The organism is Pseudomonas sp. LB3P14, from assembly GCF_054898045.1.
In genome coordinates, this window is the sequence record NZ_CM142714.1 from 2213757 (window position 1) to 2228083 (window position 14327).

General features: G+C 60.2%; 17 protein-coding genes. 11 read left to right on the plus strand and 6 right to left on the minus strand.

Translation table 11 applies throughout. The features are described 5' to 3' along the window. The first annotated feature begins 35 nt into the window (after positions 1-35). The 4 genes from ACYZT5_RS10120 to ACYZT5_RS10135 all read left to right on the plus strand — a co-directional run bounded on the left by ACYZT5_RS10120 (position 36) and on the right by ACYZT5_RS10135 (position 3877). Positions 36-1985, plus strand: coding sequence for a DNA topoisomerase III (locus ACYZT5_RS10120; RefSeq protein ID WP_462050970.1), 1950 nt, complete (start codon positions 36-38; stop codon positions 1983-1985). A 99-nt stretch (positions 1986-2084) separates the two neighbouring features. After that, positions 2085-2588 carry a GNAT family N-acetyltransferase gene (locus tag ACYZT5_RS10125; RefSeq protein ID WP_462050971.1) on the plus strand — a complete coding sequence of 168 codons (504 nt, stop codon included), beginning with the start codon at positions 2085-2087 and terminating at the stop codon, positions 2586-2588. Between the two features lie 520 nt (positions 2589-3108). Beyond that, entirely contained in the window at positions 3109-3438 is a 330-nt protein-coding gene (locus tag ACYZT5_RS10130; protein ID WP_462050972.1) for a hypothetical protein, read from the plus strand. Between the two features lie 139 nt (positions 3439-3577). Further along, on the plus strand, positions 3578-3877 hold the full coding sequence (locus ACYZT5_RS10135; RefSeq protein WP_462050973.1) for a hypothetical protein: 300 nt from the start codon (positions 3578-3580) through the stop codon (positions 3875-3877). On the opposite strand, the gene cynR is transcribed toward ACYZT5_RS10135, so the two are convergent. Further along, a complete protein-coding gene (gene cynR / locus ACYZT5_RS10140; protein ID WP_462050974.1) occupies positions 3863-4768 on the minus strand; it encodes a transcriptional regulator CynR in 906 nt (301 codons plus the stop codon). The two genes, ACYZT5_RS10135 and cynR, sit on opposite strands and share 15 nt — an antisense overlap. A 124-nt stretch (positions 4769-4892) precedes the next feature. Between cynR and cynS the strand changes: the two genes are divergently transcribed. Both cynS and ACYZT5_RS10150 read left to right on the plus strand, forming a co-directional pair. Further along, the gene (cynS, locus tag ACYZT5_RS10145) at positions 4893-5360 is read left to right on the plus strand and encodes a cyanase (protein WP_462050975.1); all 468 of its coding nucleotides are present in this window, start codon (positions 4893-4895) and stop codon (positions 5358-5360) included. Between the two features lie 60 nt (positions 5361-5420). After that, entirely contained in the window at positions 5421-6083 is a 663-nt protein-coding gene (locus tag ACYZT5_RS10150; protein ID WP_462050976.1) for a carbonic anhydrase, read from the plus strand. A gap of 81 nt (positions 6084-6164) precedes the next feature. Here the strand turns inward: ACYZT5_RS10150 and ACYZT5_RS10155 are convergent, their stop codons facing one another. Both ACYZT5_RS10155 and ACYZT5_RS10160 read right to left on the minus strand, forming a co-directional pair. Continuing rightward, the gene (locus tag ACYZT5_RS10155) at positions 6165-6515 is read right to left on the minus strand and encodes a BON domain-containing protein (protein WP_462050977.1); all 351 of its coding nucleotides are present in this window, start codon (positions 6513-6515) and stop codon (positions 6165-6167) included. A gap of 171 nt (positions 6516-6686) precedes the next feature. Next, positions 6687-8189 (minus strand): aldehyde dehydrogenase family protein, encoded by a 1503-nt coding sequence (locus tag ACYZT5_RS10160; protein WP_462050978.1) that lies wholly within the window; start codon positions 8187-8189, stop codon positions 6687-6689. A gap of 166 nt (positions 8190-8355) precedes the next feature. Between ACYZT5_RS10160 and ACYZT5_RS10165 the strand changes: the two genes are divergently transcribed. After that, positions 8356-9147 carry an N-acetylmuramidase domain-containing protein gene (locus ACYZT5_RS10165; protein ID WP_462050979.1) on the plus strand — a complete coding sequence of 264 codons (792 nt, stop codon included), beginning with the start codon at positions 8356-8358 and terminating at the stop codon, positions 9145-9147. A gap of 15 nt (positions 9148-9162) precedes the next feature. Here ACYZT5_RS10165 and glsB read toward each other — a convergent pair whose 3' ends face one another. After that, positions 9163-10071 carry a glutaminase B gene (glsB, locus tag ACYZT5_RS10170; protein WP_462050980.1) on the minus strand — a complete coding sequence of 303 codons (909 nt, stop codon included), beginning with the start codon at positions 10069-10071 and terminating at the stop codon, positions 9163-9165. Positions 10072-10378: 307 nt separating this feature from the next. On the opposite strand from glsB, the gene ACYZT5_RS10175 reads away from it, so the two are divergent. Genes ACYZT5_RS10175 through ACYZT5_RS10190 form a run of 4 tightly spaced genes read left to right on the plus strand, consistent with a single transcriptional unit; the run spans position 10379 to position 12080 of the window. Then, positions 10379-10582 (plus strand): HvfA family oxazolone/thioamide-modified RiPP metallophore, encoded by a 204-nt coding sequence (locus ACYZT5_RS10175; protein WP_059405530.1) that lies wholly within the window; start codon positions 10379-10381, stop codon positions 10580-10582. A 57-nt stretch (positions 10583-10639) separates the two neighbouring features. Then, positions 10640-11155, plus strand: coding sequence for an HvfX family Cu-binding RiPP maturation protein (locus tag ACYZT5_RS10180; RefSeq protein WP_462050981.1), 516 nt, complete (start codon positions 10640-10642; stop codon positions 11153-11155). A 60-nt stretch (positions 11156-11215) separates the two neighbouring features. Continuing rightward, on the plus strand, positions 11216-11344 hold the full coding sequence (locus ACYZT5_RS10185) for a hypothetical protein (protein WP_462052225.1): 129 nt from the start codon (positions 11216-11218) through the stop codon (positions 11342-11344). A 37-nt stretch (positions 11345-11381) separates the two neighbouring features. Then, positions 11382-12080: a dienelactone hydrolase family protein gene (locus ACYZT5_RS10190; RefSeq protein WP_462050982.1), complete on the plus strand. Its 699-nt coding sequence runs from the start codon at positions 11382-11384 to the stop codon at positions 12078-12080. A 70-nt stretch (positions 12081-12150) separates the two neighbouring features. On the opposite strand, the gene ACYZT5_RS10195 is transcribed toward ACYZT5_RS10190, so the two are convergent. Both ACYZT5_RS10195 and ACYZT5_RS10200 read right to left on the minus strand, forming a co-directional pair. Then, positions 12151-13125, minus strand: coding sequence for a nitrilase-related carbon-nitrogen hydrolase (locus tag ACYZT5_RS10195; RefSeq protein WP_462050983.1), 975 nt, complete (start codon positions 13123-13125; stop codon positions 12151-12153). Positions 13126-13312: 187 nt separating this feature from the next. Next, complete coding sequence (locus ACYZT5_RS10200) at positions 13313-14245, minus strand: GlxA family transcriptional regulator (protein WP_462050984.1); 933 nt, start codon at positions 14243-14245, stop codon at positions 13313-13315. Between the last annotated feature and the right edge of the window lie 82 nt (positions 14246-14327).

The following is a 14327-nucleotide window of genomic DNA, read 5'->3' on the forward strand; positions in this document are numbered from 1 at the left end:
GTCCGCCTCTCGACAGTTGATGAGCGATGGTGGTTATGCGGCTGTACCTCTGTGAAAAACCTTCCCAGGCCAAAGACATTGCGGCCGTCCTCGGCGCCAGGCGTCGGGGCGACGGCTGCTGGCTGGGAACGGACGTCACGGTGACCTGGTGCATTGGCCACCTGCTGGAAACCGCGCCGCCGGACGCCTATGACGCGCGTTACAAGCGCTGGGTGCTGGCGGATCTGCCGATCATTCCAGAGAAGTGGAAGATGACCGTCAAACCGCGCACGGCCAGCCAGTACAAAGCGGTCAAGCGGCTGCTCGGCGAGGCCACCGAACTGGTGATCGCCACCGACGCCGACCGTGAAGGCGAGATGATCGCCCGGGAACTGGTAGAGCATTGCCGTTATCGTGGGCCGATCCAACGGTTATGGCTGTCGGCGCTGGACGATGCGTCGATCCGCAAGGCGTTGGCAGCCCTGAAGCCGGGGGCCGAGACCTTTAGTCTTTATCATTCGGCACTCGGGCGCTCGCGGGCCGACTGGCTGATCGGGATGAACATGAGTCGGCTGTTCACGCTGTTGGGGCGTCAGTCCGGTTATCAGGGCGTATTGCCGGTCGGTCGGGTGCAAACGCCAACCCTGCGCCTGGTGGTGGATCGCGACCGCAGCATCGCCGATTTCGTGCCGGTCGCCTATTGGGCCATCGATGTGCAACTGCTGCACGACGGTACCGCGTTCACCGCCCAGTGGCGCGCGGCCTCCGAGGTTTGCGACGATCAGGATCGCTGCCTGAATCAGGCGTTGGCGCAGCAAGCAGCGGCGGCGATCGGCAGCGCGGCGAGTGCCCGGGTCATCAAACTGCGCACCGAGCGGATGCGCGAAGTGGCCCCCCTGCCCTTCGATCTGGGCACCTTGCAGGAAGTCTGCTCGAAGAAACTCGGGCTCGGCGCCCAGGAGACCCTCGATATCGCCCAGGCCCTGTACGAAACCCACAAGGTCATCACCTATCCGCGCAGCGACTGCGGTTATCTGCCCGTGAGTCAGCACAGCGAAGCACCGGGCATTCTTGCCGCGCTGAGGCAGGCTGATCCGGCACTGAACGCCTTGAACGATTTCCTGGAGCCTCAACGACGCTCTCGGGCCTGGAACGATGCCAAGGTCAGCGCTCACCACGGCATCATCCCCACCGCTGCAGCGAAAAACCTCGAGCGGCTGGCGGGCAAGCAGCGGGCGGTCTACACCCTGATTCGCGCGCGTTATCTGGCGCAGTTTCTGTCCAACCATGAATACGACCGGACCCAGGCCGACTTCGACTGCGCCGGTGAAGCCTTGCGTGCCGTCGGCAAGCAGATCGTCGAGCCCGGCTGGAAGCGCGCCCTGCCCGAGGCCCTCGCCCCGGCCAAGGGCCGCGAAGCACCGGCGCCGCAAACACTGCCGGCATTGGCCGAAGGGCGTGACTGCGCGGTGGCCGACGTGAAGCTCAAGGACCTCTGGACGCAACCGCCCAAACCGTTCACCGAAGGCGATCTGATCAAGGCGATGAAGAACGTCGCCAAACTGGTGGAAGACCCGCTACTCAAGCAGAAACTCAAGGACACCACCGGCATCGGCACTGAAGCGACCCGCGCCTCGATCATCCAGGGCCTGCTCGACCGTGGTTACCTGATCAAGAACGGCAAGGCCCTGGCCGCCACCCCGGCCGCTTTCAGCCTGATCGATGCCGTGCCGCGTGCCATCGCCGACCCGGGGACCACGGCGATTTGGGAGCAGGCGCTGGACATGGTGCAGAGCGGCGAGATGAGCCTGGAAGAATTCGTCACCAAGCAGGCCGCGTGGATGAGCAAACAGGTCGCCCGTTGCGCCGGCCTGAGCTTGACCATCAGCGGACCGGCAAGCCCTGCCGGGCGCGGTGCCACGCCGTGGAAAAACAAACGCAAGCCCGCCAAACGCAAGCCCTCGACGGGCACCAAACGCGCGGCAAAACCGGCGAGCAAGGCATGAGGGCACTTCGAGCGGGCCACTTTCTGGAAAAACATCGACCATAATTATCGTGCAGCGCACCAGAGCCACGACGGACCTGCGCATCAGGAGCCAGCCCACATGCCCTTGATAGAACTGCACGCCGCCCAGCGCGACGAACTGGAAACGATTGAAAACCTGATGCAGTTCTATCTGTATGACTTCAGCGAGTGGCTGCCGCTGAAGCTCGGGGAGCATGGCTTCTTCAACGCCCAACCCAAACCGGGTTACTGGCGCAACCCCGCAACCAGGCCGTTTCTGATCAAGGTCGATGGAGAATTGGCCGGTTTCGTGACCTTGGATGACGAAACCCATACTCTCGGCGCCGAGCACAACATTGGCTACTTCTTTGTCAGTCGGCGCTTTCGTGGCCAAGGCGTCGCGAAGTTTGTCGTTTCCACCCTCTTGAACCGGTTCCCCGGTCAATGGCAAATTTTCCATCTCGACGCGAACCAGCCTGCGCGGCTGTTCTGGGCCAGGGTCATCGCCGATCTCACCCATGGCGAGTTCACCCTGCACCAGCTATCGGTAGACGGTTATCCCTGCACCTTTTACCGATTCCAGACATCGCCGCCATCGTCCTGACGGGCGCCTTCCGGTCGCGCTTTTTAATTCCAAACGACTTTGTCCGACAATATGTAGTGACCAAAAATAATCACTACAAAATCGTTGACGCGTCCGATTTGCCCTTGCATGATGCAGACGTCTCCCCGATCGGGAGTACAGGCAACACGTTTGAGCAAGCTCGTCTGACCGCCGAGCTGTTTTTCCCGGATACACGCTGCCCACAAGGCAGATTGAAGACGCTGACCTGGCCTGAACGTCCAGTACAAGGACGAGAAGCGCTGGCGATCAATCCTCATGAAGCTTGTGGCCGACCCTGAAAATGTCGGCAGTGGCCTGAAGGTTTTCGCCGCTTCTCCTCGTTGTGACGCTATTGCGTAGCAGTTATTCAACACGACTACATGCAACAGACGCGTGACCCCGTCAATTTGGCGGCCGACCGCTGACGTCCTGGTTTCGGTGCCAGGGATCAACTAACCGATGGGCTACTTGTATTAGCGAATCAACTTTGAAAGATCACCAAATGGTCAAGGGGCTTACTATGAATCTGAACAATCAACCCACTCTCGATGAACTGGCTCATCTGTTCGCTGCGCAAAAAGACAGCCATGACAGCCATATTCTGTGGATCAGCAAGTCGGGCCAGGTGCATATGGACTGCCTGTCGCCTCACGCCCATGAAGCGGAGTTCGACAAGAACAACCAGAACCTGCTTGCCCGACTGAAAATGTACCGTCGCGGCCAAGGCTATGTCGGCAAGAAAGCCGCCGCCGACAAGGACTTCATCGGTCATGTTCTGCAAACGCTGAAACAGGCTTGGGCATCGATGCAGAACCAGAACGAAGTTCGGGTGATTGATCGGTTCTCCTGATACCTCCCAGGGGTTTTATTCCACACCCCCTCCATAAAAAGGCCCCGCTCGTCACACCGAGCGGGGCCTTTTTGTTTGTCTCGTGCGCACCAAACAACGCTATCGTTAACCGTGTGCACTGGATCATTGGAGGTTTGTGATGAAAAAACATCTGACAGGCGTGCTGTTGCTGGTTATGGCCTGTGCTGCCCATGCAAACAGCATCTCCGGCGTTCCGTCATTCGATGTGGACTGCCCCGGCAACATCGTCGTCCACGCGGATCAGGATGGACCGGTATTGATCAACAACAAGGAAGCCGAGACCAGAGCCATCAAGGGCGGCTTCGAAGCCAAGGGTTCGGGTGTCATCATCGCGATCATCCTCGAAAATGACGACTCGGTAACGGTGTCCTCCACTGGCAAGGCGCCCAATGGTGTGTGTCAATCAATGGATGACTGACGTCGTCGACTCACCTGCAGCCGCACCCAACACCAGCTCCATAAACGCCACCGACGCCGCACTGTGATAGTTGTTTTTGCGTCGAAGCAGTGCGGCCCCTCTTTTCGGTGCTTCCCCCAGCAACGGGATTTTGCGCAACGCACGGTCCTGGGTGGCAATGGGCTCTGGAAGGATCGTGGCGATGGCCGTGTGCCGAATGACTTCCAGCAAGGTGCTCACCGAGTTGACCTCGATCACCACCTTCGGCGTGATCTGCTCCTGGGCAAAGTACTCATCAATGCGGGTGCGGGTAACGAAGTCCGGAGCCAGCAGCGCAAATTGCAGTTGCGCCACCTCTTCAGCGGACAACGCGACCTGGCTTTCGTATAACGGGTGATCGCGCCCCACCATGACGCCCAACGTCTCGGTAAACGCCGGGATCGACTCGATGTCGAGATTTCTGACCTGGGTAAACGCGATGGCGATGTCCAGTGAGTCATCCACCAGACCGGCCTCGATATCATCCATCGACAGCTCGAAAATCTGCAGATGGATGTTCGGAAAGCGCGCCACGTAATCGCGCACCAACGGCCCCACCAGGTACGCCATGAACGTTGGCGTCATGGCCAGCCGCAAGGTGCCGCGGGACAAGTCCTTCACGTCATGCAGCGCACGTTTGCCCGCCTCCAGTTCTACCAGCACCCGACGAGCGCATTCGATGTAGGCCTGTCCCGCATCAGTGGGTTTCACCGTGCGCGAGGTCCGGTCGAACAGGCTCACGCCCAGGGTTTCTTCCAGTTGCCGGATCTGTTGGGACAGGGTCGGTTGTGAGACGTGGAGCGCCTCGGCAGCGCGGGTGAAACCGCCGTGGTCGGCAACCGCCAGCAAATAGCGCAAATGTCGTAGCAGCATGGGGGGATTACCCTCTATAGGCTGTGCTTATGCGCTGCATTGTATATCGGTCTTGGACGCTATGGATCGATCGGCAGAAGATTGCTCCACACCTAAGCAATACCACCCCGACAGGAGAAACCCCATGCAACAGTCCCACGCTTACAACGACCCAAGTCTGGCCCTGACCACGTCTATCCTCGATGCAAAAGCGCGCAAAAACCTGTCCTGGCAGGACCTGACCGACGGCACCGGCCTGGGTTTGGCCTACGTCACCGCCGCCCTGCTCGGTCAGCACCCACTGCCGGGAAGCGCCGCCAAAGTGATTGGCGAAAAACTGGACCTGGACGCCGACACCGTGGCCCGCCTGCAGATCATCCCGTTGCGCGGCAGCCTCTCGGGTGTCCCGACCGACCCGACCATCTACCGCTTCTACGAAATGATCCAGATTTACGGCACCACCTTGAAAGCCCTGGTTCACGAACAATTCGGCGACGGCATCATCAGCGCGATCAACTTCAAGCTCGACATGAAGAAAGTCGAAGACCCGGAAGGCGGCTCCCGCGCAGTGATTACCCTCGACGGCAAGTTCCTGCCACTGCGTCCGTTCTAAGTGGATGCCGGCCCGCACAGATGTGCGGGCCAAACCCGACTCACGCATGAGGACATCGCCATGAAAGCGCTCATCGAAGGTTTTTTAAAGTTTCAGAAGGAAGCCTTTCCGCAACGGACCGACCTGTTCAAACACCTGGCCACCACCCAGCATCCGGGCACGTTGTTCATCACCTGTTCCGACAGCCGTGTCGTGCCAGAACTGCTGACCCAACAAGAACCCGGTGAACTGTTTGTGATCCGCAACGCCGGCAACATCGTGCCCTCTTACAGCCCGCACCCCGGCGGTGTGTCGGCCACGGTCGAATACGCGGTCGCCGTGCTGGGCGTTACTGACATTGTGATCTGCGGGCATTCGGACTGCGGCGCCATGACCGCCGTCGCGAAGTGCACCTGCATGGACCACCTGCCCGCCGTCAGCGGCTGGTTGCAACATGCCGAGTCGGCGAAAGTCATCAACGAATCCCGTCCTCACGCCAGTGACGCGGCGAAGGTGAGTTCAATGGTTCGGGAGAATGTCATCGCGCAACTGGCCAATATCCAGACGCACCCGAGCGTGCGCCTGGCTCAGGAGAAAGGCCTGTTGAGTTTGCATGGTTGGGTCTATGACATCGAGACCGGTTCGGTCGACGCCCTGGATGCCAACAGCCGCAGTTTCGTCGCGCTCGCCGAGTATCCGGACACCTGCGCCCTTCAAGCTCGATCCGTAGATGCAGCAGCCTGAAGTTTGTATCCACTGGCAGCGAGACGATCGATGCAGCGCTCCCGGCTCACGGGAGCGCTGCGCTGACTCGATCGACAGGGGTTATTTATCGTCCATCTTGGTTGACGATTGAGGCCGAATCTCACTGCTCTCTTCGGCGTTGGGTGGTTCTGGAAAAGTGCCTGGCGTGAACACGTGAGTCAGCAAGTCTCTGGCATCGACTTCGACGACTCCCTGAACCGAACGGGCCAGAGCAACCGCCTGCTCACACTGTTTATGGGTGTTGACGCGACCGCTCAACGCCACAGTGCCCCCATGGGTTTTGACATGGATTTGCAGGCCAAGGCTTGGTTCGGCCATTGCCAGGGCCGACTTCACCCTGGCGGTAATCCACGTGTCGTGAACGCCCCTTTCCAGATCCTGAGAGTAATGTTGAAACGAATGAAGTTTCATGGTGCAACCCTCTTCACGTAATCAGATGCGCTGTCCGTCCCATTGGCTTTGCAGCCCTCTGCCTCTCAGGCGAGCGTTATGGGACATCTGATTCGTTTTGGAGTGCTCGCCACGCCCACACAGGCGCACATTAAGTATAGTGCGCCCGTCGCGTGGGGGCGGGATGCCGGCTCAGCGTTTGACCGACAGATCCGTCTGGGTCATGCGACTACGGATCGTGAACACCCCATCGCCCGAGAGAATCGCGCTGCGAGCGAACAGTCGACCGCTTTCCCAGTTCGAAAGACCCAGTTCCGGCTTGTTCAGCGCGTACTGTCCGTCGACCCAGCGGGTAATCCCGTTGCCGACAAAAGGTGCGTTGACCGCGTTGTAGAAGCGTTCCTGAACCTCGGCATCTTCACTGATCAATGACACGGTGAACTGCGGGCTGTAGCGATTGAACAACGCGATGGCGCTGTCCAGGTCATCGACGATCTTCAGGCTGACTTCCGGGGTTTCTTCCCATTCCCACTCGCGGCCTAACTGATCCTCGGGCAGCGGTTCGGCCAAGGCTTCGGTTTGATAGCCTTCGGCGCGGTACACCTCAACGCTTGCGGTCTGCCAATCGCTCGGCAAGTACCGTTCGCTGCCTTCGACGATGTGCAATTTGCAGCCCTGTCCCCGTGCGGTGCCGGCCTGTTGCAGCGCGTCCAGGAACAGCGGCAGCAATTCGGTGACACGGTCACGGTGGATCAGGCAGACGTTCAGGGTGTTGCAGACTTTGCGATCCAGCGAGTTGCGCACCACCGCGGCAAAGCGCTTGGCCTCAGCGTCCTTGTCGGCAATCAGCCAGGCGCCACCGGTGCCGTGCAGGCTAACGGCGGTGCCGGCCTGTTGGGCGATGCTACCCAGTTGACTGACGGCACGACCCGAACCACGGGCCACCGCCAGCGACAGGCGCCGGTCGGCGAACATCGCCCAGCCGGCCGCGTGATTGACGCTTTCCACCAGCGACACCGCGCCGGTCGGCAACCCGGCGTCGCTCAGTGCCGGATTCAGCGCATGGGTGACGATGGCTTGCGCCGTGCCCAACGCATCGCTGCCGATGCGCAGCACCGCCGTGTTACCTGTGCGCAACACACCGGCGGCGTCGGCGAAGACGTTCGGTCGGCCTTCGAAGACGAAAGCGACGATGCCCAGGGGCGAGACCACTTGTTCGACTTTCCAGCCGTCATGCTCGACGCAACTGACCACTTTGCCCCGCGTGGCCGACGCATCACGCCAGGCCCTGAGGCCGGCGATCATGTCGCGGCGCATACGTTCATCCGCCACAAGCCGCGTGGTGGAACGTCCGCGGGCCTTGGCCCGTTCGATGTCGGCGAGGTTTGCGGCTTCAATCAAGGCCCAGCAGTCAGGGTTTTCCAGGCGTTGGGCAAAGCGATCAAAGAACTCGCTGATGGCTTGGTCCGAGACCGCAGACATTGCGCTGAAAGCCACTTCGGCACGCTCGATTGCAATGGCCGCCGCTTGCTGGTCAGCCACCGGGATCAGCAACAACTCGCCGCTGACCTGCTCCACCAGCAAATGGTCCCCGGGCTGAAAGCGCGCGGCCAATTCGGGGCTGACCACAGAGACACGATTCCCGGCGAAAGGGATAGGCGTGCCAGCGACTAGACGTTCGAGCGCAAGAGACATGAAGCGGTTTCACCATGCAATGGGCGGCCGGAAAATGTATAGGAAAATCCCTGGAGCGTCATCAACCGCACGCCTGACCGGTGATCGAAAACCCGGAGGCCCGTCACCCGGCCCTCCTACGCTAAAAGAGTTACATCAGCGTTTCCTGTTTTCCAAGGAGGCCGTCATGAGCGATGAATTCACCAGCCATGGAGCGGCCCTTGACGAGGAAGGTCTGGCGGATGCGCTGGATCTTGCCAAAGTCAGTGCCGCGCAACTCTGGGCGGTTTTGGCAGTAGAAACTTCCGGCAACGGGTTCTTTCCCGATCGCCGTCCGAAAATCCTTTACGAGCGCCACGTATTCAGTCGGCTGACCCACCAGAAGTTTGACCCGCAACACCCTGATATCAGCAGCAAAAACCCCGGCAACTATGGCGCATCGGGGCAGCATCAATATGACCGTCTGAACCTGGCCGTCGGCCTGAACAGGAACGCAGCCTTGCAAAGTACCTCCTGGGGGCTGGGGCAGATCATGGGTTTCAATTTTGCGCAGACCCACTCGGCGGATGTCGAGACGATGATCAAACGGATGGTCGTGTCCGAAAACGAACAACTGCTGTGCACCGTTGGCACGTTGATCGAAGGCGGGTCCGTCGCAGCATTACGGGCCAAGGACTGGGCCAACTTCGCCCGCCGCTACAACGGCCCCAATTACGCCATCAACAATTACGACTCACGGCTCAGCGCCGCGTATCAGAAGTTTAACTTCGGAGGCACGCCAGACCTGAGGATTCGCATGGCGCAAACCTACCTGACGTACCTGGGCTGGCATCCCGGCACCATCGACGGCATCGTCGGCAAGCAGACCCGGGACGCGATGAATCTGTTCCAGGCCAAAGAGGGTCTGGCCATCACCACAGTGCTTGACGATGAAACCCTGGAGCACTTGCGTAGCCGGATCGACGCCTTGCCGCTGTGATCCGATCCATTGCGTCTAGAACACCGACCAGCCAATCCGCTGACTCAGCAATTCCAGCGCGGCCATGCCCGCGAGGGAGTTGCCGGCGGTGTTCAACTCCGGAGACCAGACGCACACCGTGAATTGCCCCGGCACCACCGCGACAATCCCCCCGCCCACGCCGCTCTTGCCGGGCAAACCGACGCGATACGCAAAGTTGCCGGCTTCATCGTAGAGGCCGCTGGTGGCCATGATCGAGTTGACCTGCTGGGTCTGGCGGGCGCTGAGGATCTGTTCGCCGCTGTGTTTGCAGAAACCGTCGTTGGCCAGGAAACAGAACGCCCGGGCCAGATCCACGCAGGTCATGCGTAGCGCGCAATGGCTGAAGTAACTGCGCAGCACCGCTTCGACGTCGTTATGGAAATTGCCGAACGATTGCATCAGATAAGCCATGGCGGCGTTGCGCGCGCGATGCTGGTATTCGGACTCGGCGACCTTGCCGTCCACCATGACTTGCGGGTTGCCGGACAGTCGCCGGACAAAATCGCGCATGGACAACGCCGGCGCGGCAAAGCGCGACTGGTTGATGTCGCAGATCACCAGCGCACCGGCATTGATGAAGGGGTTGCGCGGACGCCCGCGCTCAAACTCCAGTTGCACCAGCGAATTGAACGGTTGGCCGGAAGGCTCGTGACCCAGGCGTTTCCAAATGGCCTCGCCGGAGTGTTCGATGGCCTGCACCAGGCTGAACACCTTGGAAATACTCTGCACCGAGAACGGTGTGTGGGCATCGCCGGCGCAATACAGTTCGCCGTCATTGCCATACACCGCAATGCCCAGCTGATCGGCCGGCACCGTGCCGAGGGCGGGAATGTAGTCAGCCACCTTACCCTGGCCGATCAGGGGACGAACTGCGTCAAGGATCTCGTTCAACAGCGCTTGCATGCCGGGTTCCGAAGTCTCGCCCCATGGGATTGCGGGGACACTGACGCTAGACGCCACTGGTCGGGGCCGGATCACAGTTTTGTACCGTGCCATCGGCCAAACCCCGTAGCAGCTCGGCTCTGTAGCAGCTACAGGATTGCGGTTTGGGTTACGTATCAGAGTGTGTACAGCCCCGCCCCCGACACACCCCGCCCATAAAACCCCACGCCAAAGACACATCGCAGATACACCTGCTTGATGAACTGTGCGTGTCGATTGGCCACGCCGATCAAAGCGCTCAACTCACTCAATGCTACGGAGTATCACCATGTTCAAACTCTCGACTTCTTCCTTGACCCTCGGCCTGATCATCGCTGGCGGCCTGGCCTTGTCCAACGTGGCTTCGGCCTCCGAGTCCGAAGCGTTCAGCATGAAACAACTGGCCCACGGCTACAGCCAGGTCCAGGCCGACACAGCAGAAAAACCGGCGGAAGGTAAATGTGGCGAAGGCAAGTGCGGCGCCGGCGAGTAACCCCCTGCGTGGTGCACGCCGCTGCCCCACTCCCCTGACTGATCGGAGATCAAGCCCATGACCACCTCACCCTCATCGGCCGTGAAAGGCCTGCACCTGAACCTTGACCGTGCCGGTAGCTGGATCGCGCCGCTGACCCTGCGGGTGTTCCTCGCCTGGGAGTTCTTCGAGTCAGGCCTGGAAAAATTCAATGGCGAAAACTGGTTCGCCGATATCCAGGACAGCTTCCCGTTTCCCTTCAACCACGTTCCGGCCACGCTGAACTGGGAACTGTCGATGTGGGCCGAACTGATCTGCGCCCTGGCCATACTGGTCGGCCTGGGAACGCGGATCTCGGCAATCATTTTGATCGTGGTCACGGTCGTCGCGACCGCTGCCGTTCACTGGCCCGCCGATTGGTCTACATTGAGTGAGCTTGCCCAGGGTTACGCCATCAGCAACAAGGGTCACGGCAACTTCAAACTGCCGCTGATCTACCTCGCGGCCTTTATGCCATTGTTGCTCTCGGGTGCCGGCAAGCTCAGCCTCGATGCGCTGCTGGCTCGATTTTTCTGGCGTCGTAATAATCGCTAAACACTCAAAGGCGACGATCCGTTTGTCGCCGGGCAAGATCCGAGCTTCGGCGACTTTCACCTGGCACCGGCCTGTGCTTACATGGCGATGACCCCGGATGCGCCGCAGGTGTTTGCGGTCAACGGTTTCGATGACTGGTGGAAACGGGTTCAGGCGCTGCCAAGCTTCCAGGCCACTCCACCGCAATAAGCTTCACCCCACCTCACTTGCGTAGACAGGAGCCACCATGAGCGTGACCACCCAATGGATCGAGATCGACAGCGACGAAGGCAAATTCGGCGCTTACCTGGCCATTCCGCATACCCTTAAAGGTCCGGGGATCGTGTTGATTCAGGAAATTTTCGGCGTGAATGAACACATCCGCTCGGTCGCCGAACAATACGCCGCCGACGGCTACCTGGTGATTGCGCCGGACCTGTTCTGGCGCAGCGGCCACCGCATAGAACTGACCTACGACGAGGCCGGCTGGAAACGCGCCGTCGAGTTGATGAACGCCACCGATGTCGGCAAGGCACAGGTTGACATCGAACTGGCCATCGACGCATTGAAAGCGCAGCCGGGTCTGGACGGCGGGGTCGCCTCCATCGGCTACTGCTTTGGCGGCCTGCTGTCCTACCACACCGCCGCCAATGGGCTGGTGGACGTGGCGATCGCCTATTACGGCGGCGGGATTCAGAACCAACTGGACCGCGCCGATGACATCGAAGTACCGCTGCTGATGCACTTCGGTGAACAGGACAGCCACATCCCGCTGGACGCCGTGGAGAAAATCGCCGAGCGTTTCGAGAACAACGATAACGTGGAAATTGTCGTGTATCCGGAAGCCGAACATGGCTTCAACTGCTCGCACCGCGACAGCTACAACCAGCGAGCGGCGGCTGAGGCCCATGGCAATACATTGATCTTTTTGGGTCAGGAACTGTAAGGCCTGGCGAGCAAAAGGGGACTTCCATCGCTGCGATGGAAGTCCCCTTTTTTAGTGCCTGTAATGGCCTTTAACGACTGGTTTCTTCCACCACCTCGTTCACCATCAACTTCGGATGAGCACTGCGCTCATGCACATGGGCTGTCGGTGTGCGGTCGATCAGCAGGCTCAGCAGTTCCGGACGGCTGTAGTGACCACGCGAATCCATCATGCGTTTGCGTTTGTCGATCAGGCCCATGTCGAGGTCGACGATCACCTCGCCTTCACCTTCGGTCAGCGAGCCCAGCACCACGCCATCCGGGCTGATGATCGCGGTGAAGCAACCACCCGAAATCGGGCCAATGGGGCAACCGGTGTCGGCCATGATCTGTGCCTGTTGTTCAGGGTTCAGCCAAGCCGTGGAGTTAACCACGAAGCACGCCGATTCCAGCGCGTGCTGGCGAATGTTGACTTCCATTTGCGAGGTGAACAGCGGGCCGGCAAACGACCCTGGGTACATCGCCGCATGGATCTGTTCGCCATCGGCCATCAAGGCGTAACGGGCCAGCGGGTTGTTATGTTCCCAGCATGCCAGTTGGCCGATGCGCCCTACCGCGCTGTCGGTGGCGCGCAGGCCCGAGCCGTCGCCCATGCCCCAGATCATGCGTTCGTGATACGTCGGAGAAATCTTGCGCCGATGCTGAATCAGGGTGCCGTCGGCATCGAACAACAACTGCGCGTTATACAGCGTACCGCCGTCACGTTCGTTGACGCCGATCGAGACCACCATGCCGGCCTGTTTGGCAGCGGCGCCGATGGCCTCGATGGCATCCGAAGGGACAGTGACGGCCTGATCCAGCAGTTTGAGGTGCTCGGCGCCCATTTCGAAAGGCGACTGGACGTACGAGAAATACGGGTAGTAAGGCACGATGGTTTCCGGGAACACAGCGAACTGCACGCCCTGGTCTCTCAGTTCTAGAATCTTCTGTACCACTTTGTCGACGGTGCCTTCACGGCTGTAAAGAACGGGGCTGATTTGTACGGCGGCAGCTTTTACGAGGGTCATGGCGGTGATCTCAGTGAGAAAGTGGGCTTCAACGAGATAAAAATTACGCCAATAATATTTAGACCGAAATGTCGAATACACCACCTTTTAGGACACCGCAGACCTGTGGGAGCCAGGCTTGCCGGCGAAGGCGTCCTCGAAATCGCCTTCGCCGGCAAGCCTGGCTCCTACAAAGCAGGGCGTGGCGTCAGCCTCGATTGGCGCGCTGAATCACTTGCGGCGGTTGCCCAAAAGCACGGATAAACGCCCGGCGCATCCGCTCCCGATCGCCAAAACCGGTATCGGTCGCCACCACGTCGATGGGGTGCCGACCGGTTTCCATCATCAGACGCGCCGCTTCCACCCGCAGGTTTTCGATGGCCTTAGCCGGTGATTGCCCGGTTTCGGCATGGAACACTCGGCTGAACTGCCGAGGGCTGAGGTTGGCGGCGCTGGCCAGTTCCTCGACCGACAGCGCGGACTTCAGGTTGTGCTTGGCGTAGGTCAGTGCGGCCTGGATGCGATCGGTCTTGGGCTCCAGTTCGAGCATCACCGAAAACTGCGACTGCCCTCCTGCGCGCCGGTGGTACACCACCAATTGCCGGGCCACCCGTCGCGCCACTTCCGCACCCAGGTCGCTTTCAACCAGCGCCAGCGCCAGATCGACGCAGGCGCTCATGCCCGCGGCAGTCCAGATGTTGCCATCGTTGATGAAGATCCGGTCTTCTTCGACCTTCACCTTCGGGTACGCCCGCTGCAGTGCCGGTGCATGGCACCAGTGCGTGGTCGCGCGCCGGCCATCGAGCACACCGGCCTCGGCCAGTGCGATGGCGCCGGTGCAGATCGACCCCAGACGCCGAGTGGTCCGACTGGCGCTGCGCAAAAACTCCACCATGCCCGGTGATACCGCACGGATCAGGTTATCGCCCATCACCAGCAGCGTGTCGAACGAGCGCTGGTCGAACGCCGAGGTTTCCACGCCAAACCCGGCGGAGGTCTGCACCGTACCGCCGCGCTCGGACAGCAAGGCAATGCTGTACACCGGTTCCTCGGTGGTCGTGTTGGCCAACTCGAACGTGGCGCACATGGCCAGGCCCAACACCTGAAACCCGGGGTAAACAATGAGTCCGATTTTGTGCATGGCGGTAACTCTTTTGACCTTAAAGGTGGCATGACTGATTTTACGGCCGCCGACTTTGCACTGTATGCCTTTATTGGGTCTA